Source organism: Rhodococcus sp. NPDC058639 (assembly GCF_042717545.1).
Lineage (GTDB): Bacteria > Actinomycetota > Actinomycetes > Mycobacteriales > Mycobacteriaceae > Rhodococcus.
The window spans coordinates 535,569-553,279 of the sequence record NZ_JBHXRF010000004.1 but is presented as its reverse complement, the minus strand read 5'-3'; the positions used below and the strand labels follow the sequence as shown (position 1 = coordinate 553,279).

The 17,711-nt window shown below is 68.1% G+C and carries 15 protein-coding genes; 9 read left to right on the top strand and 6 right to left on the bottom strand.

The window, feature by feature from the left end:
* Window positions 1-143: 143 nt before the first annotated feature.
* A complete protein-coding gene (locus ACFWU2_RS10895; protein WP_378605140.1) occupies window positions 144-1,559 on the bottom strand; it encodes a DUF349 domain-containing protein in 1,416 nt (471 codons plus the stop codon).
* A 152-nt stretch (window positions 1,560-1,711) separates the two neighbouring features.
* On the opposite strand from ACFWU2_RS10895, the gene ACFWU2_RS10890 reads away from it, so the two are divergent.
* The 5 genes from ACFWU2_RS10890 (at window position 1,712) to ACFWU2_RS10870 (ending at window position 6,863) form a co-directional block, all read left to right on the top strand.
* Window positions 1,712-2,425: a hypothetical protein gene (locus tag ACFWU2_RS10890; protein WP_378605137.1), complete on the top strand. Its 714-nt coding sequence runs from the start codon at window positions 1,712-1,714 to the stop codon at window positions 2,423-2,425.
* Complete coding sequence (gene miaA / locus ACFWU2_RS10885; RefSeq protein ID WP_378605134.1) at window positions 2,422-3,366, top strand: tRNA (adenosine(37)-N6)-dimethylallyltransferase MiaA; 945 nt, start codon at window positions 2,422-2,424, stop codon at window positions 3,364-3,366. Before ACFWU2_RS10890 ends, miaA begins: the two co-directional genes overlap by 4 nt.
* A gap of 44 nt (window positions 3,367-3,410) precedes the next feature.
* Window positions 3,411-4,277: a diaminopimelate epimerase gene (gene dapF / locus ACFWU2_RS10880; RefSeq protein ID WP_378605132.1), complete on the top strand. Its 867-nt coding sequence runs from the start codon at window positions 3,411-3,413 to the stop codon at window positions 4,275-4,277.
* A gap of 73 nt (window positions 4,278-4,350) precedes the next feature.
* Entirely contained in the window at window positions 4,351-5,817 is a 1,467-nt protein-coding gene (hflX, locus tag ACFWU2_RS10875) for a GTPase HflX (RefSeq protein WP_378605129.1), read from the top strand.
* Window positions 5,817-6,863 (top strand): hypothetical protein, encoded by a 1,047-nt coding sequence (locus ACFWU2_RS10870; RefSeq protein ID WP_378605126.1) that lies wholly within the window; start codon window positions 5,817-5,819, stop codon window positions 6,861-6,863. Before hflX ends, ACFWU2_RS10870 begins: the two co-directional genes overlap by 1 nt.
* On the opposite strand, the gene ACFWU2_RS10865 is transcribed toward ACFWU2_RS10870, so the two are convergent.
* Genes ACFWU2_RS10865 through ACFWU2_RS10850 form a run of 4 tightly spaced genes read right to left on the bottom strand, consistent with a single transcriptional unit; the run spans window position 6,844 to window position 11,023 of the window.
* Window positions 6,844-7,101, bottom strand: coding sequence for an HPr family phosphocarrier protein (locus ACFWU2_RS10865; protein ID WP_378605123.1), 258 nt, complete (start codon window positions 7,099-7,101; stop codon window positions 6,844-6,846). The genes ACFWU2_RS10870 and ACFWU2_RS10865 overlap by 20 nt on opposite strands.
* 32 nt (window positions 7,102-7,133) lie before the next feature.
* Window positions 7,134-9,248 carry a fructose-specific PTS transporter subunit EIIC gene (locus ACFWU2_RS10860; protein ID WP_378605120.1) on the bottom strand — a complete coding sequence of 705 codons (2,115 nt, stop codon included), beginning with the start codon at window positions 9,246-9,248 and terminating at the stop codon, window positions 7,134-7,136.
* 9 nt (window positions 9,249-9,257) lie between these two features.
* On the bottom strand, window positions 9,258-10,259 hold the full coding sequence (locus ACFWU2_RS10855) for a 1-phosphofructokinase family hexose kinase (protein ID WP_378605117.1): 1,002 nt from the start codon (window positions 10,257-10,259) through the stop codon (window positions 9,258-9,260).
* Window positions 10,256-11,023: a DeoR/GlpR family DNA-binding transcription regulator gene (locus tag ACFWU2_RS10850; RefSeq protein ID WP_378605114.1), complete on the bottom strand. Its 768-nt coding sequence runs from the start codon at window positions 11,021-11,023 to the stop codon at window positions 10,256-10,258. The genes ACFWU2_RS10855 and ACFWU2_RS10850 overlap by 4 nt, the downstream gene beginning before the upstream one ends.
* Before the next feature lie 111 nt (window positions 11,024-11,134).
* Here ACFWU2_RS10850 and ACFWU2_RS10845 point away from each other — a divergent pair, with 111 nt between their 5' ends.
* From ACFWU2_RS10845 to ACFWU2_RS10830, 4 genes are all read left to right on the top strand, one after another.
* Window positions 11,135-12,802, top strand: a complete 1,668-nt coding sequence (locus ACFWU2_RS10845) for a phosphoenolpyruvate--protein phosphotransferase (protein ID WP_378605111.1) — start codon at window positions 11,135-11,137, stop codon at window positions 12,800-12,802.
* A 152-nt stretch (window positions 12,803-12,954) separates the two neighbouring features.
* Entirely contained in the window at window positions 12,955-14,019 is a 1,065-nt protein-coding gene (locus ACFWU2_RS10840) for a DUF2776 family protein (RefSeq protein ID WP_378605108.1), read from the top strand.
* A 91-nt stretch (window positions 14,020-14,110) separates the two neighbouring features.
* The gene (locus ACFWU2_RS10835; protein WP_378605105.1) at window positions 14,111-15,406 is read left to right on the top strand and encodes a uracil-xanthine permease family protein; all 1,296 of its coding nucleotides are present in this window, start codon (window positions 14,111-14,113) and stop codon (window positions 15,404-15,406) included.
* A gap of 103 nt (window positions 15,407-15,509) precedes the next feature.
* On the top strand, window positions 15,510-16,652 hold the full coding sequence (locus tag ACFWU2_RS10830; protein WP_378528725.1) for an acyl-CoA dehydrogenase family protein: 1,143 nt from the start codon (window positions 15,510-15,512) through the stop codon (window positions 16,650-16,652).
* Between the two features lie 99 nt (window positions 16,653-16,751).
* Here ACFWU2_RS10830 and lexA read toward each other — a convergent pair whose 3' ends face one another.
* Window positions 16,752-17,477: a transcriptional repressor LexA gene (lexA, locus tag ACFWU2_RS10825; RefSeq protein WP_378605102.1), complete on the bottom strand. Its 726-nt coding sequence runs from the start codon at window positions 17,475-17,477 to the stop codon at window positions 16,752-16,754.
* Window positions 17,478-17,711 lie beyond the last annotated feature (234 nt).

Genomic DNA, 17,711 nt, shown 5'->3' with positions numbered 1-17,711 from the left:
AAACTCGAAGCTGAGAGCGCCCTGCCTCGCTTCGTGGCCCAAAACGTCCGCCCGCGGCTGTTCCGCGAAACGTATCGATCCCGCCCGGCGCTACATACGACGGTTCCCCTCCCTATTCGGGGAGGGGCACCGTCGTCTGTCCGTCAGAGTTCGCCGACGGCACCTTCTGCGGCTTCGGCCCATTCACGCCACTGCGAAGCCTGCGCCAAGGCCTGCTCCGCTTCCTTGTCGCGACCGTTCGCGGTCGCCTTGGCGGCCTGGTCCTCGAACTGACGTACCCGCTCGCGGAACTGGGCGGCACGGGCGAGAGCCTCGGGATCGGTGCGGCGCCACTCCGACTCGGAGGCGTCGCGGACGCGCTTCTCGATGGCGCGCAGCCGGCCCTCGAGGTCGTGGGTGCGTTCGCGCGGAACCTTGCCGATCGCCTCCCACTTGTCCTGCAGTTCCCGTAGTTGCGCCCGGGCGGCCTCCACGTCCGTGGACGGGTCGATGGTCGCCGCCTTCTCGAGCAGGGCTTCCTTCGCGCGCGCGTTCTCCTCGAACTCGGCCTCGCGCTCGGCGTTCGCGCTGTTGCGCGCCGCGAAGAAAACGTCCTGCGCGGCCTTGAAACGCTTCCACAACTGATCGTCCGCTTCGCGCGGCGCCCGGCCGGCGGCCTTCCACTCGGCGAGCAGGTCCCGGAAGGTGGCTGCAGTGGCGCCCCAGTCGGTCGAGTCCCGCAGCGACTCGGCGCGCGCGACGAGTTCTTCCTTGCGGCTCTTGGCGGTTGCCCGCTCACGGTCCAGTTCGGCGAAGTGTGCCCCGCGACGACGGTTGAACGCTTCGCGGGCCTTCGAGTACCGGCGCCACAAGACGTCGTCGACCTTCCGGTCGACCCCGCGGATGGACTTCCACTCGTCGAGGATCTCGCGGAGCCGATCGCCCGCCGCCTTCCACTGCGTCGACTCGGCGCCGATCGTCTCGGCTTCCGCAGCGAGCGCTTCTTTCCGGGCGGTGCTCTCGGCGCGCTGCTGTTCCTTCTCGTGCTTGGCGGCGACTGCAGCCTGCTCCGACGCGGCGATGATGTCGGCGAGGCGCACGGAGAGCGCGTCGAGGTCTCCGATCACCGCGGCGGTCGGGAGGGACTCGGCGAGCGCTTCCGCCGCGGCGCGCGTCTTCTTGATGTCACCGGTGCCGGAGACGAGCCGCGTCTCGAGGATTGCTACCTCGGTGGCGAGATCGTCGTATCGGCGGCCGAAGTGAGCGAGGCCTTCTGCCGCGTCACCGGCTTGCCACGAACCGATGCAGCGTTCCCCCTCGGCGGTGACGACCCACGCGGTGCCGTCCTCGTCGACCCGGCCGAACTTGCTGGGATCGCTGGCGGGCACCGAGGGCATGTGCGGATGGCTCTGGGAGGTGACCGGGTGCGGCTTGGGGTGCGAGCCGGCGCTCTGGACGCCGGCGGTCGCGGCAGCGTTCACCGGGCCGGGACGCGGGGCACCCGGCTTGGGCGGTCCGGGCCGGGGTGCGTCGCCGGACGTCCGCTCCACTGCGGGTTCCTGTGCATTCGGGTCACTCATCAGTACCTCATCTCTGCCGCGCGGCACGGCTGCCTGGTCGCATCGCTCTACCGCAGGTCGGGTCGCGGGAGTCCGTGACCACACATCCGCCCCCTATTGAAACAGGTCGTGGCGGTGCAGGGCGCCGGGTCCGGTCGACTACCGTTGCCGGTGTGTTGATCGCCGGGGCCTTCGTGCCCTCCCCACCGCTGCTCGTACCGGAGCTCAACGGTCTCGCCGCGGCCGAAACCGATGCCCTGCGCCGTGCGGTGCTCGACGTCGCCCGCGAGCTCGCTGCGGCCCCCGCGTGGCTCGTCGTCGGCACAGGAGATGTCCCCGTCGAGATCCCCCCGACAGCACGCGGCACGTTCCGTGGGTACGGAGCGGATGTTCGCGTCGCGCTGGGCCCCGACGCCCGCGGCGAACCCGATCCGGACCTCCCGCTCGCTGCTCTCGTCGCCGGATGGCTTCGGGACCGCGCGGCTCCGGAAACCCTCGTCGACGTGCACATCGTGGCCGAAGACGCCGACCCCGCGACGTGCGCGAAGCTCGGCCACCTGATGCGCGAGCGGCTCGACGCCGACTCGCTCCCACGTGCGCTGCTCGTTGTCGCGGACGGCCCCGCGACCCTGACGGACAAGGCGCCGGGAGCGTTCGACCCGCGATCCGGGAACGTCGACTCCGGGCTTGCGGCGGCCTTGGCTTCGGGCGACCCCGACGGTCTGGCGGCGCTCGACCCGGCCCTGTGCGCCGAGGTCCGGCTCGCCGGCCGTGCGGCATGGCAGGCGTTCGCCGCAGCGTTTACTCACACCCCCGCGTCCGCGACGGTCACCTATGCCGAGGCGCCGTTCGGCGTGGGCTACTACACCGGGATGTGGCGCCCGTGACCGGCGGGACGGTACGCCCGGTCGCTGTCGTCGGCCCCACCGCAACGGGTAAGTCCGACCTCGGCCTCGACCTCGCGGACACGCTGGGCGGCGAAATCGTCAACATCGACGCGATGCAGCAGTACCGCGGCATGGACATCGGAACCGCCAAACTTCCCGTCGAGGAACGGCGCGGGATTCCGCATCATCAACTCGACGTTCTCGACGTCTCCGAAACGGCGACGGTCGCCCGCTATCAGGTTGCCGCGACAGCGGATATCGAAGCCGTGCTCGCCCGCGGACGCGTCCCCGTCATCGTGGGCGGCTCGATGATGTACGTCCAGGCGTTGCTCGACGAGTGGCAGTTCCCCGCGACGGACCCGCAGGTCCGGGCCAAGTGGGAGGCAGTTCTCGAGGACGGTGGGCCCGCAGCCGTGCACGAGGCGCTACGCCACGCCGACCCCGTCGCGGCCGAGGCGATCCTTCCCACCGACGGCAGACGGATGGTGCGTGCGCTCGAGGTCGTCGAACTCACCGGCAAGCCGTTCGCCGCGTCCCAGCCGACGATCGGTGATCCCCGCTGGGGCACGGTGATTCTCGGCGTCGACCGGGAGACCGAGGAACTGGACGACCGCATCGCCCGCCGCACCGACACCATGTTCGACCTCGGGCTCGTGGACGAGGTCCGGACGCTGGCCGAGAACGGATTACGCGACGGCGTCACCGCCCGCCGCGCCATCGGTTATGCCCAGGTCCTCGAGTATCTCGACGGCGGATACGACCTCGCCCATGCTCGCGAACGCACGTTCATCGGGACCCGGCGTTACGTCCGGCGCCAGCGTTCGTGGTTCCGGCGTGATCCGCGCATCCACTGGCTCGACGGCAGCGATCCGAAGCTCACCGAGTCCGCGCTGCGTGCCGTGCGGGACGCCGGGCCCGGTGTGACGCCGAGCCCTCGATGACGCCGGACCCTCGGTGACGGCCGGCCCTCGATAAGGTGACCGGCATGGAGTTCAGCAAAGGGCACGGCACCGAGAACGACTTCGTGATCCTCCCCGATCCCGACGCGCGGTTGGATCTCGCGCCCGAACGGATCGCGGCACTGTGCGACCGCCGCCGCGGACTCGGCGCCGACGGTGTCCTCCGTGTCGCGCGCACCGGCGCCCTGGTGTCCGCCGGGGTGCTACCCGAACTCCCCGACGGCACCGCCGACGACGACTGGTTCATGGACTACAGGAACGCGGACGGGTCGATCGCCGAGATGTGCGGCAACGGGGTGCGGGTCTTCGCGCACTACCTCACAGCCCACCGTCTCGAGACCGGTCGGGACTTCGTGGTCGGTAGCCGAGCGGGCGGAAAGCCTGTTCAGGTGCATGCGACCGGGCCCGTCTTCGGCGATGTGACCGTGGACATGGGACTCGTCCGGCAACTCGGCACCTCCACCGCAACGCTCGACGGCCGCTTCTACAGCGGACTGGGCATCGACGTCGGGAACCCGCACCTGGCGTGCGTCGATCCGAACCTGACCGAGTCGAGCCTCGCGGCGCTCGATCTGACTGCGCCCGGCTTCGATCCGGGTTTCTTCCCGCAGGGGGTCAACATCGAGTTCCTGACGCCGATCCTCTCCGGGGCCGTGCACATGCGAGTGCACGAGCGTGGTGTGGGGGAGACCCGCTCCTGTGGAACCGGAACCGTGGCCGCCGCGGCTGCCGCGCTGAACTACGACGGCAGCGACGAAGGCGTGGTCCAGGTGCGTGTGCCCGGTGGTTCTGTCGAGGTGCGTATCGAGCAGGGCCGTGCGTGGCTGCGGGGTCCCTCGGTCCTCGTCGCGAAGGGTGAGCTTGCAGACGACTGGTGGTCATCCCTCCGGTGACCTGGCCTCTCGCCGGTGGAGGCGGCAGAAACCCGAATGCATCGATTCGGGCTTCATGGGAACATGGAGGCGTATGACAAACACATCGCACACCCACCGTGCCACCACAGAAGACAGTCCCGACGATGCGAACAACGCACACGGAGACTGGACAGTCGACGATCCGTCCGTCGGCGAGATGCAACTCGACGATCGCGCCGCCCTACGGCGCGTCTCCGGGCTGTCCACCGAACTCGAAGATGTCACCGAGGTCGAGTACCGCCAGCTGAGGCTGGAGCGGGTCGTGCTCGTGGGTGTCTGGACCGGCGGTACGGCCGCGCAGGCCGACGCGAGCCTCGCCGAACTCGCCGCCCTCGCGGAGACTGCCGGCTCGGAGGTCCTCGACGGACTGATCCAGCGTCGCGACAAACCCGATGCCGCGACCTACATCGGCTCCGGCAAGGCGGAGGAACTCCGTCAGATCGTCCTTGCCACCGGCGCCGACACCGTGATCTGCGACGGTGAGCTCACCCCTGCGCAGCTGACAGCGCTGGAAAAGGTGGTCAAGGTCAAGGTCATCGACCGGACGGCCCTGATTCTCGACATCTTCGCGCAGCACGCGACGTCGCGCGAAGGCAAGGCACAGGTCTCCCTCGCGCAGATGGAGTACATGCTGCCCCGCCTGCGTGGCTGGGGTGAGTCGATGTCGCGACAGGCCGGTGGTCGTGCCGGCAGCAACGGAGGCGTCGGTCTGCGCGGTCCGGGCGAGACCAAGATCGAAACGGACCGGCGGCGTATCCGCGAACGGATGGCGAAGCTGCGCCGCGAGATCAAGGGTATGAAGGCAGCCCGCGATACCAAGCGGACCAGGCGGCTGCGTAACCGGATTCCCTCGGTGGCGATCATCGGCTACACCAACGCCGGCAAGTCGAGCCTGCTCAACGCGTTGACCGGTTCGGGTGTCCTGGTGCAGAACGCACTCTTCGCGACACTCGATCCGACGACCCGCCGGGCAGCCCTGCCCGACGGCCGCGAGTTCGTCCTGACCGACACGGTCGGGTTCGTGCGGCACCTCCCGACCCAGCTGGTCGAGGCATTCCGCTCGACGCTCGAGGAGGTCGCCGACGCCGACCTACTGCTGCACGTCGTGGACGGTTCCGATCCGATGCCCACCGAGCAGATCAAGGCGGTGCGCGAGGTCGTCACGGAGGTGTTGCGCGAGAGCGACACACCGCCACCACCGGAACTGATCGTGGTCAACAAGGTCGACGCCGCCGATCCGGTGACGTTGACCCAGCTCCGCAGCCTGCTCACCGATGCGGTGTTCGTCTCCGCTCGCACAGGCGAGGGTATGGACGAGTTGCGCACGCGGCTGGCCGGCGTCCTCGAGGACCCCGACGTGGAGGTGAAGGTACTCGTTCCCTACACCCGCGGGGACCTGCTCGCCCGTATTCACTCCGACGGGCAGATCCTGGACTCGGCACACGAAGCCGACGGCACGCGTGTGCATGCCAGGGTTCCGATGGCGCTCGCGTCGGCATTGGGCGAATACGCGGCCTGATGCGCGGTGTGCGCAGCTCGGCTGCGGGGGTTCCGCTCCTGCTTGCCGTCGTGCTCGCGGCGCCGGCGGGCGCAGACGACGGACAGGTCCCGTCGGCCGGGGTGACACCCGAGGTGCTCTGCACCCCGAGCGATCCCGCACTCGCCGAACTGTCGGGTCTGGCGGTGCTCGGCGGACGGGTGTTCGCGACACCCGACGCGGGTTCCGACGAGAGAATCGTCGAACTCGATTCCGAGTGCGCTGTGGTCCAACGGTTTCCGGCTCCGGTCGACCCGTACGATGTCGAGGATATGGCGGCGGGGTCCGACGGCCGGTTGTGGCTCGCGGACCTCGGCGACAACTCCCGTAACCGGCAGACCGTGGCGCTCATCTCGCTCGATCCCGAGTCCGGCGCAGGCGACCTGTATCGCCTCCGCTACCCGGACGGTCCCCAGGACGCGGAGACGCTTCTCGTGTCGGCCGACGGCGACCCGGTCGTCGTCACCAAGTCGTTGTTCGGGCCGAGTGGGATCTACCGGCCGGCAGGCGCCCGCACCGTGACCGAACTCGAGTCGCCCGGGCCCACGGATCTCGAGCGGGTCGGCACTCTCGCCCTCGGCCCTACCGAGACCCCGGGCGGTCCGATCCCGGGAGCGTCCTCGTCGATGATCACCGGGGGAGCCGTCAGCGGGGACGGGACGGTCGCGGCGGTCCGGACCTATACGGACGTGTATCTCTTCCATGCCCCGGACCGCGACATCGTCGCGGCGCTGTTGTCCGGCCCGGACCTGCGGATCGCCGTCCCCGGTGAACCACAGGGAGAGGCGATAGCGTTCACCGCGGACGGGGATCTGCTGGCGGCGTCGGAGGTGAATTCCGAAACCGGGGAACAACCGCCTGTCCGGATCGTGCGTGGGGTCACAGACCTCTTCGTCACCGACAGTCCAGAGGACGCCGGCGACGAAGAGGTGTCGAGCGCGGTATTGCCCGTGGTGGGCGCCGTGGCTGCGGCGGTGGTCGCGCTCGCGCTCGCAGCGGTGGTGACGATCAGGCGTCGAGGTCGGTAGCTACCAGTTTCGCCACCTGATCGAGAACGGCGTCGTCGTCGCACGTGACGGTCACCTCGGTGCCCTGCGAGGCGCCGAGCGTCATGATCATCAGAGCCGACCCGGCATCTACCGGCTCACCTCCGGCCACGGAGAGCGTCACGGGAACACCCGAGGCGACCACGGCCTCGGCGATGATTCCGGCGGGACGGGCGTGCAGGCCGATGGACGAGCCGACGGCGACGGTGGTGCTGGGCATGGGATCTCCTTCGATCGCGAACGGGGCGGGGTTCAGGAACGGACCGCGGTGGGCTGGGAATCGGACTTGTCGGCAATGGCGTCGGTGGTGTGGGTGGCTTCCTTGGCGATCGTGACCGCGATTCCTGCCAGGATCGTGCCCGCGGCCAGAGCCACGAGGAACCACACCACGTGATCCATCGCGAAGAGGACGAACAGTCCTCCGTGCGGAGCGGACAACGTGACGCCCGTGGCCATGACGAGGCCGCCGGTGAGAGCACCGCCGAGCATCATGGACGGGATCACGCGGAAGGGGTCCGCCGCTGCGAACGGGATCGCGCCTTCCGAGATGAAGGACGCGCCGAGCAGCCATGCGGCCTTACCGTTCTCACGTTCGGCCTCGCTGTAGAGACGCGGCCGGATCTGCGACGACAGCGCCATCGCGAGCGGCGGGACCATACCGGCAGCCATGACCGCTGCCATGATCTGCAGTGACGCGAGGTTGTTCACGTCCAGTCCCGCGACGGCGAATGCGTACGCGGCCTTGTTGACCGGCCCTCCGAGGTCGAAGCACATCATCAGGCCGAGGATGACGCCGAGGAGTACTGCCGAACCCCCGGAGAGGCCGTTGAGCCAGTTGGTCAAGCCCGAGGTGATCGCCGCGAGCGGGCGTCCGAGCACGAGGAACATCAGGCCGCCGACGATGAGGCTCGCGAGCAGCGGAATGATGACGACGGGCATCAGGCCCCGAGCCCAGGCCGGCAGCGGGATACGGGCCACCCAGAGTGCGGCGAAGCCGCCGATCAGGCCGCCGATCAGGCCGCCGATGAACCCGGCTCCGACGAAGACGGCGACGGCGCCGGCTGTGAAACCCGGTGCCAGACCTGGTCTGTCGGCAATCGCGAACGCGATGTACCCGGCGAGAGCCGGCACCAGGAAGGAGAATGCCAGCGACCCGATCTGATACAGCACCGCACCGAGATACGTCGCCAGGCCACCGTCTGGGAGATTGGTGAGGCTGTTGTCGAGGACGATGTCGGCGGCGAAGTCGCCGATCTCGTGTCCGGCGAGAAGGAAGCCGAGCGCGATGAGCAGGCCGCCGGCTGCGACGAACGGGATCATGTAGCTCACGCCGGTGAGCAAGATCTGCCGCAGGCGGGTGCCCCAGCCCAGATCGGATCCCGTGTCGCCGCCTTCCGGCGTCGCGGCGGACGTCTCGGTCTCCACGGTGCGGGCCGACGGATCGGAGGCGGCCCGCAGCGCCTCGGCGATCATGACATCGGGTTCGTTGATCGCGCGTTTGACTCCGGACGCGATTACGGGCTTACCCCCGAAGCGTTCGCGTCCCTTGACTCCGACGTCGGTCGCGAAGATCACCGCGTCGGCGTCGGCGATTGCGGAGGCGGGAAGCGGTGTGCTGCCGCTCGAGCCTTGCGTCTCGACGCGGAGGGTCACTCCGGCGCGTTCGGCGGCAGCGGTCAATGCGTCCGCGGCCATGTACGTGTGGGCGATGCCTGTGGGGCACGCGGTCACCGCGACAATCGTCCGGGAATCGGGAGACGTCGACGCCTCGGCGTCTTGCCGCGCGTGGGTGCCGGCCACTGCGCCCGTGGGGTTCTCGGCGGTGGCGCTCGACGGTGCCGCGGGGGCCGTGGCCGTCTGCGGCTCATTACCTGCTCCGGGCGTCTGGGGCGGAAGGACGCTCTGGACCAGAGTGATGACCTCGTCGGCGGACTTCGCGTCGCGCAGTGAGGCAACGAAGTCCGGCCGCACCAGCGCCCGCGCGAGTGCGGTGAGCACCTTCATGTGATCGGCACCGGCGCCTTCGGGGGCGGCGATGAGGAACACCAGGTCGGCCGGCCCGTCGGGAGCCCCGAAATCGACTTTCGGTGACAATCGGGCGAAGGCCAGGGAAGGGGTGGTGACGGAGTCGGCCCGGGCGTGGGGAATTGCAAGCCCGCCGGGAAGTCCGGTGGCCGACTTGGCTTCCCGGTCGAGTACCGATGCGGCGAGTGCTTCGGCGTCGGAGGCGCGACCGGCAGACCCGAGGCGTCCCGCGAGTGCCGCGATCACCGACGCCTTGTCGGAACCCAGATCGACGTCGAGGGCAATGAGATCAGCGTCGATGATCGCGGGGCGATCGCCGGGATCGGATGCGCTGTGTGTCATGACGTGTCCTTACGGGTGGGAGGGGAGAGCACGGGTGGGTGGCTCCGGACGGTCCTGAAGGTCGGTGATGCGCACGGCGTTCGGATGGACGGATTCGGGTCGGGGAAGTTCGGTGCCGGGCAACTCGACGGCGGCGCTGCCGTACGCGACCGCGTACCGCAGGCGGTCCGCGCTTCCGTGTCCGGCATGCTCTGCGACGAGGTAGCCGGCCAAGGACGAGTCCCCGGCACCCACGGTGCTGCGCACCGTCGCCGGGGCCGTCGATGCGTGCCACGCACCGTCGGAGGTGACGAGGACTGCGCCTGCCGCCCCGAGCGTCGCGAGAACCGCTCCGACGCCCTGCTCGATCAGAACCCGGCCGGCGTCGACGACCGGGCCGACATCACCGGCTGCTGCGCGCGCCTCCAACGTGGCCGCGTCGGCGCCGGTCAGCTGGGCGAGTTCGTCGGAGTTGGGCTTGATCAGATCCGGCGCTGCTGCGGGAAACCGTTCCGCGAGCGCGAGCAGCGGGGCTTCCGAGGTGTCTACCGCGATACGGCATCCGAGGCATCGCAGTGCCGTGACCAAGTCGGCGTACCAGCTGTCGGGGATGCCGGGCGGCAGCGAACCGCACAGGACCGTCCAGGACGCGTTCCGTGCGGAATCGAGCAGAGCGGTGTGGAGTGCGCCGAGGGTGCGGCCCGTGCACGTGTTCCCCGGTTCGTTGATCTTGGTGGTGGTGCCGTCCGGTTCGGCGATCGTGATGTTGTTGCGCGCCGGCCCGGAGGTCTCGACAGCCCGGTACGGCACCGCGCGCTCGTCGAGAGCGGTCAGCAGCGGATCGCCGGGATCGGCGGGAAGAACCGCGACCACGTCGAGTCCGGCGCGACGCAGGACGCGGGCGACGTTGATGCCCTTCCCGCCCGGGTCGACCGTGCTTCCGGTGGTGCGGAGAACCGCGCCGCGCACGAGCGCGCCGTTGAGTCCGACGGTACGGTCCAGGCTGGGGTTGGCGGTCAATGTGACGATCACGCGATCACCACCTCGATTCCGTGTTCGGCGAGTTGCTTCAGGTCCGTTTCGTCGATGTCGCCGTCGGTGACGAGAACGTCGACGGCGGCAAGAGGTGCAAACCTCAGAAGATTCCGGCGTCCGATCTTGGATGAATCAGCCACCACCACAACGCGTTCCGCACAGCGGACGATGGCGCGCTTGACGGCGGCTTCATCGGCGTCGGGCGTGCTCAGGCCGTGTTCGACGGTGAGCGCGTTTGTTCCGACGAACGCCACGTCGACGTGCAGGATCTCGAGGAACTGCAGTGCGTCCGGTCCTACCGCGGCTTGTGTCACGCCCCGCACGCGTCCGCCGATCAGGTGAAGTTGCACGGAGGGAAGCGCTGCGAGGCGGGCGGCGATGGGTACGGAATTGGTCGCGATGGTGAGTTCGGTGTCGGTGGGCAGGGCCGAGACCATCCTGCCGGTCGTGGTGCCGGCGTCGAAGACGACGCTTCCGCCGGAGGACGGGAGGTATGCGGCGGCTGCGGCGGCGATCCGATTCTTCTGGTTGGCCCGCGAGTGTTCCCGGTCCGCCAGTGCGGGTTCGGTGACCGTCAGGGCCGCGAAGGGAATTGCGCCGCCGTGGACTCGGCGCACGTGGCCGAGTCGCTCGAGCAGTGCGAGATCCCGTCGCACGGTTTCGGTGGTGACGCCGTACCGATCTGCGAGCGCGGCCACGGACATTCGTCCTCTGTGGCCGATCAGGTCCGCTATCGCCTGCTGGCGTTCCTCCGCGTACACCCACACTCCTCGATGTTTTCTGTTGCTTTATGTTGTTTTACGCCCGTCTGTGTTGACATGTCAAGCGTTTGGAGTAATCTCGATCACATTGATTCCTGCGAGGAGGTATCCATGGACCACACCGCACGCGTCCTGTCCGGAACGCCGGTTGTTCCGGGCATCGGCTTCGGCCCGGTCATCCGTCCTACTCCGCGGCCGGTCGTGTCACCGGATCCCGTGTCGATTCCCGACACGGCCCGGGAGGCGGAGGTCGGCCGGTTCGAAAGTGCGGTCGCCGATGTCGCGGAACGTCTCCGTGTCCGTTCGTCCCGGGCGACGGGCGCCGCCTCCGAGGTGCTCGCCGCGACCGCCATGCTCGCCGAGGACCGTGCGTGGAAGGGCGCTGCCACCACCCGCATCCGTTCCGGGTCCGATGCCGTCTCCGCTGCCACTGCGGCCACCGAACAGTTCGCCGCCATTTTCGAGAAGATGGGCGGTCTCCAAGCGGAACGTGTCACCGACCTGTTCGACGTGCGCGATCGTGTGATTTCCGAACTGCAGGGTCTCCCCGAACCCGGCCTCGAAACCCCGGACGTGCCGTCGGTGCTGTTCGCCGACGATCTGGCCCCCGCCGATACGGCGGGCCTCGACCCCGCGCTCGTGGTCGCCATCGCCACCACTCTCGGAGGTCCGACCAGCCACACCGCGATCATCGCACGCCAGCTCGGGATCCCGTGCGTGGTTGCGGCCGCGGGTCTCGACGACGTTCCCACCGGGACCTCCGTCCTCCTCGACGGCGCGACAGGCCGGATCGTGATCGAACCGGACCAGGACGAGGCCGACGCTGCGGTGCAGCGCGACCGTGCCGAGCGTGAACGCACTGCTGCGTGGACCGGGCCGGGCGCCACCGCCGACGGCTTCCCGGTGGATATCCTCGCCAACGTCCAGGACGGGGCAGGTGCTCGCGCCGCACGCGAAACGCCGGCACAGGGCGTCGGGTTGTTCCGCACCGAATTGTGTTTCCTGGACCGGGAAACCGAGCCGACGGTGGCGGAGCAGGCCGACATATACGCGGAGGTGTTCGACGCGTACGCAGGACGGAAGGTCGTCGTCCGCACCCTCGACGCCGGATCCGACAAGCCGCTGCGCTTCGCCAACCATCCCGAGGAGCCGAATCCCGCACTCGGTGTGCGGGGTATCAGGATCACCGCAGCCGCGCCGGGCATCCTCGAGCGCCAGCTCGACGCTGTCGCCGACGCCGCGGTCCGCACCGGTGCGTCCCCGTGGGTGATGGCTCCCATGATCGCGACGATCGGTGAAGCCGCGGAGTTTGCGGCGCTCGTCCGGGAACGCAATCTGTCCCCGGGTGTCATGGTCGAGGTGCCCGCCGCGGCCCTGATGTCAGACCGGCTGCTCGAGCACGTCGACTTCCTCTCGATCGGTACCAACGATCTCGCCCAGTACACGCTGGCGGCGGACCGCATGTCCCCGCAGCTCGCTGGCCTCACCACACCGTGGCAACCGTCCGTTCTGATGCTGGTCGCGCAGACGGCGCGTGCGGGAGCTGTCGTGGGTAAACCGGTGGGTGTGTGCGGCGAAGCCGGTGCAGACCCGCTGCTCGCGTGCGTGCTGGCAGGCATGGGCGTGACGTCGCTGTCCTGTGCGGCATCGGCGGTCGCACCCGTGGGAGCCCGGCTGTCCACCGTGACGATGGACCGCTGCCGAGAAGCGGCCGACGCGGTATTGACCGCTGTCGATGCGACGGCCGCGCGAAAGGTCGCGCTGCGAATCCTGGGGTGACGGGAATCCTGGAGTAACACGACCAGTGATGCTGCGAGACGGTAGTTTTGCTGATCGAGGCTCCGACGCGTCAGCCAGGTCCGTGCTTGGCTTGGGCATCACCGACGGCCTTGCGGACCAGGACGTGGCTCGCCGGCGTAGAGAGGTCGTGCATGAATTATTGGGTGAGCGTTCTGTTCCGGGCTATCCCACTCGCAATGGCGGCCCTCTGCGTGGGCTACGGAATCGACGTCTGGACAGAGTCGGACGCGGCCGACAATGCCGTCGCGGGCCGGGTGGTGACGTTGCTGGGCGCGATCTGCGTGTGCCTGTTCTGCACTGCGGCAACCATCATCCGGCAGCTCATCGGCAGGTTCACCGCCGTCGACCGGGTCTTCTACCCGGTACTCGGATATGTGGTGGCCGGGGGAACAGCGGCCTACGGCGCCTCGATCCTCCTCGGAGCACCGAGTTCCGGTCAGGGCGTGGACTATGTGGCGGGCCACGTGGTGTTCGGGCTGGGTCTGATCAGCGGGTGTGTCGCGACCGTCGCTGCCGCCTCCACGAAGTTCTCCCTCATCCCTCAGAATTCGCGGTTGCCCGAGGGAGACAGGCAGCCGCCGGCGTCGGCCTTCTCGCCGAGCACCGCGGTTCTGCTGTGCTCGATCCCTGTGCTGATTGCTATCGTTGCCTGGGGCTTCGCCGTCACCAATCTCGTCCTGGCGACCACGCCGGCGCGTTTCACGGCAGGACACGTCGGCGTCGGACTCGCCCTGATCTGCACCGCGCTGATCGGCCTCGTGGTGAGTATCGTTCGGCAGGTGCAGGACTCCTACGGTCCCCGGGATCGGACCCTGTGGCCGTGGCTCGTGATCGTCATGGGGGTGACCGCCTTGATCTGGGGCATCGTCCTGTTGGTGCTCGACCGGGCGGACTACTACCGGACGCCCGGTTTCGTGATGATCGGCCTGGGACTCGTCTGCTTCAGCATTCTGAGCAAAGTGGGTTTGCTGGCCCTCGTCTGGCGCCGCACGTTCGCGCTCGCCAACAGGGTTCCGCTTCTGCCGGTCTTGACCGCGCTGACATGTCTCTTCCTCGCGGCATTCGTTTTCGAGGCGGCGCTCCACGACTCGGCTGTGTTCATCGCTGCCCGGGTGCTGGTGGGGCTCGGCGCGATCTGCTTCTCGCTCTACTCCATCGTCAGCATTCTCGAGAGCGGCACGTCATCCGCCGATTGAGTGTGGGCCGTATCTCACGCCGCTGATTCCGGCGCCCCGTGCCGGGGTGCATCAGCGCAGTTCGAGGCGAGGACCCTTACCATTGCGTTTCGTGAACGAACAGAAGAACGAGGCCGCACGAGGCAACGTCGTCGGTCTGGGTTGGTCGCTGCACGGCGACGGACGCCACATCACCAAGGGTGCGGTCGTCGCACCGCACGAGCGGCTGTCATGGCCGCGAACCATCGGCATCGGGATGCAGCACGTCATCGCGATGTTCGGAGCGACGCTCCTCGTCCCCACCATCACCGGCTTCCCGGTGACGACGACGCTGCTCTTCTCCGGTATCGGCACCGCGTTGTTCCTGATACTCACCCGCGGGAGGGTGCCCAGCTACCTCGGTTCGTCGTTCGCGTTCATCGCGCCGCTCACCGCATCCGCCGGTTCGGGTCCGGCCGCTCAACTCGGCGGCATCCTGGTCGCCGGCGTCGTGCTCGCACTGGTCGGCCTGCTCGTCAAAGCGCTCGGCGCCCACGTCATCGATGCCGTCATGCCGCCGGTGGTCACCGGCGCGGTCGTGGCACTCATCGGCCTCAATCTCGCGCCCACAGCGGCAGGTTCGTTCGAAGCGCAGCCGCTGGTCGCCTTTGTGACGCTGGTCGTGATCCTTCTCGTCACCGTGGTCGGACCGGGCATGCTCGGGCGACTGGGCATCCTCGTCGGCGTCGTCGTCGGGTGGATCTTCGCCGCGTTGACCGGATCGCTCGCATCCGAGCGCGTCGATGCCATGCGCGAGGCCGCGTGGTTCGGGCTGCCCGAGTTCCGGGGCCCGACGTTCGAACTCTCGGTGATCCTGCTGACGCTTCCCGTGGTCATCGTCCTGGTCGCCGAAAACGTCGGGCACGTCAAGGCAGTAGCCGCCATGACGGGGAAGAACCTCGACGACGTGGCGGGCAATGCGCTGCTGGCCGACGGACTCGCCACTACGCTCGCCGGTGCCGGCGGCGGATCCGGAACCACGACGTATGCCGAGAACATCGGTGTCATGGCTGCCACTCGCGTCTACTCGACAGCGGCCTACTGGGTTGCGGCGGTGACCGCCGTGGTCCTGGCCTTCTCTCCGAAGTTCGGCGCACTCGTCTTCACGGTGCCCGACGGGGTGCTCGGCGGCGCAACACTCGTCCTCTACGGGCTGATCGGTCTTCTGGGCGTGCGGATCTGGATGGACGCCAAGGTCGACTTCACCGACCCGGTGAATCTCACCGTCGTCGCGGCGGCGCTGGTCGCGGGCATCGGTGACCTCACTCTGTCCGTCGGTTCGGTGGAGCTCGGCGGCATCGCGTGGGGCTCGATCGGCATCCTCATCGCGTACCCGATCCTTCGGCGATTGAGCGACCTTCGTCGCTGAGGGTGCGTGCGCGGTCACAAAACTCGCTCGCTCCTGTCAGCGTCACCACACATTTCCGTGCATACGGTTGGTGTGTCGAAAGCCGTCACACACAGGAGCGCAGATGCAACGCACCCTTTTCGAGCCCGAGCACGAACTCTTCCGGGAGTCGTACCGGAAGTTCCTCGAACAGGAGGTGGCCCCCTTCCACGAGCAGTGGGAGAAGGACAAGATCGTCGACCGTGAGGTGTGGAAGAAGGCCGGCGAGCAGGGCTTCCTCGGCATGGCCGTGCCGGAGGAATTCGGTGGCGGCGGGGTGGACGACTTCCGCTACAACACCGTCCTCACCGAGGAGACCACGCGAGGCGGCTTCAGCGGCGTCGGTTTCATGCTGCACAACGACGTGGTGGCGCCGTACCTCCTCGCGCTCACCAATGAAGAGCAGAAGAAGCGCTGGCTGCCGGGCTTCTGTTCCGGCGAGATCATCACCGCGATCGCGATGACCGAGCCGGGCACCGGCAGTGACCTGCAGGGCATCAAGACCCGCGCGGTACGCGACGGCGACGACTGGGTGCTCAACGGCTCGAAGACCTTCATCACGAACGGCATCAACGCCGACCTGGTGATCGTCGTGGCCTGCACCGACCCCGACAAGGGTGCGCAGGGGTTCTCGCTGCTCGTCGTCGAGCGCGGTATGCCCGGTTTCGAGCGGGGACGCAACCTCGACAAGATCGGGCTCGATGCCCAGGACACCGCGGAACTGCACTTCACCGACGTGCGGGTGCCCGCGGCCAACCTCCTCGGCGAAGAGGGACTGGGCTTCATCTACCTGATGCAGAACCTTCCCCAGGAGCGGCTGTCGATCGCCGTCGTCGCTGCCGCGGCCATGGAGAAGGTCCTCGAGGACACGATCCAGTACTGCCGCGACCGCAAGGCCTTCGGCAAGCCGATCGGCAAGTTCCAGAACACCCGCTTCGAACTCGCCGAACTGGCGACGGAAACGAAGCTCGCGCGTGTCTTCGTCGACAAGTGCATCGAGGAACTCAATGCCGGCACGCTCACCGTGCAGGAAGCCGCAATGGCGAAGTACTGGACCACCGACAAGCAGGTCGAGCTCATCGACCGCTGCCTGCAGTTGCACGGTGGCTACGGCTACATGCGTGAGTACCCCGTGGCACGCGCCTACCTCGACGCGCGCGTGCAGAAGATCTACGGCGGAACGAACGAGATCATGAAGGAAGTCATCGGGCGCGGACTCGAGATCTGACCTTCGTGCCGGCTCGGCCGGTGACCGGATCGAAAGAGGCCGGGGTGCCCCGCAGTACGCGGATGGCACCCCGGCCTCTTCGTGTCCGGGGACAGACGCTCAGATCTTGCGGATGACCGTGACGACCTTGCCGAGAATGACGGCGTCGTTGCCCGGAATGGGCTCGAACATGGGGTTGTGCGGCATGAGCCACACGTCGTTCTTCACGCGCTTGAAGGTCTTGACGGTGGCTTCGCCGTCGAGCATGGCCGCGACGATGTCCCCGTTGTCGGCAACGTTCTGCTGCCGCACGACCACCCAGTCTCCGTCGCAGATCGCCGCGTCGACCATGGACTGACCCACGACCTTGAGCAGGAACAGCGAACCCTGCCCGACGAGTTCGCGGGGGAGAGGAAAGATGTCTTCCACCGACTCCTCGGCGAGGATCGGGCCGCCGGCGGCGATCCGCCCGACCACCGGCACCATCGCGGCCGAGGCCATGAGATCGGGGTCGGAGGTCGCGACGATCGTGGTGACAGAGCCGGTCTCGGTAGAAGCCATCACGGAGCCGTTGTCGTCGAGGCCGCGGATGTCGACGGCACGCGGACGGTTGGCGTCACGCCGCAGGAATCCCTTGCGCTCGAGCGTGCGCAACTGGTGCGCCACCGAGGACGTGGAGTTGAGTCCGACGGCGTCGCCGATCTCCCGGATGCTGGGGGGATAACCGCGAACCGTGAGCGAGTCCCGGATCACCTCGAGGACGCGGCGCTGGCGCTCGGTGAGGCCGGGTGTCGTGTCGTCGGCCGCCTTCCGGCTCCGGCCTGCCGCGAAGTTGCCGTCCGCCATGGTCGTGACCTCCGTGGGTCGAGTGTCGGATGCGATTGGTGTTACCTACCGAATCTATCGACATCGCCCGCGTATATCAAACACCTGTTCGAGATTCATGCGGCGAACTGGTGACGTGCGTCGCGCCCCTGTGGTAGAAAATTCGAACAGACTTTCGTTCGAACGAATGATCGAATACCCTCACGGTATCGAACGTATGATCGACAAGGCGAACGCACACGGAGGTTCCGATGG

Bases quoted from the DNA above. Each gene is read 5' to 3' on its own strand.
- ACFWU2_RS10895 (WP_378605140.1), bottom strand. From the start codon at position 1,559: ATGAGTGACCCGAATGCACAGGAACCCGCAGTGGAGCGGACGTCCGGC.
- dapF (WP_378605132.1), top strand. From the start codon at position 3,411: ATGGAGTTCAGCAAAGGGCACGGCACCGAGAACGACTTCGTGATCCTC.
- hflX (WP_378605129.1), top strand. From the start codon at position 4,351: ATGACAAACACATCGCACACCCACCGTGCCACCACAGAAGACAGTCCC.
- ACFWU2_RS10870 (WP_378605126.1), top strand. From the start codon at position 5,817: ATGCGCGGTGTGCGCAGCTCGGCTGCGGGGGTTCCGCTCCTGCTTGCC.
- ACFWU2_RS10865 (WP_378605123.1), bottom strand. From the start codon at position 7,101: ATGCCCAGCACCACCGTCGCCGTCGGCTCGTCCATCGGCCTGCACGCC.
- ACFWU2_RS10860 (WP_378605120.1), bottom strand. From the start codon at position 9,248: ATGACACACAGCGCATCCGATCCCGGCGATCGCCCCGCGATCATCGAC.
- ACFWU2_RS10845 (WP_378605111.1), top strand. From the start codon at position 11,135: ATGGACCACACCGCACGCGTCCTGTCCGGAACGCCGGTTGTTCCGGGC.
- ACFWU2_RS10840 (WP_378605108.1), top strand. From the start codon at position 12,955: ATGAATTATTGGGTGAGCGTTCTGTTCCGGGCTATCCCACTCGCAATG.
- ACFWU2_RS10830 (WP_378528725.1), top strand. From the start codon at position 15,510: ATGCAACGCACCCTTTTCGAGCCCGAGCACGAACTCTTCCGGGAGTCG.
- lexA (WP_378605102.1), bottom strand. From the start codon at position 17,477: ATGGCGGACGGCAACTTCGCGGCAGGCCGGAGCCGGAAGGCGGCCGAC.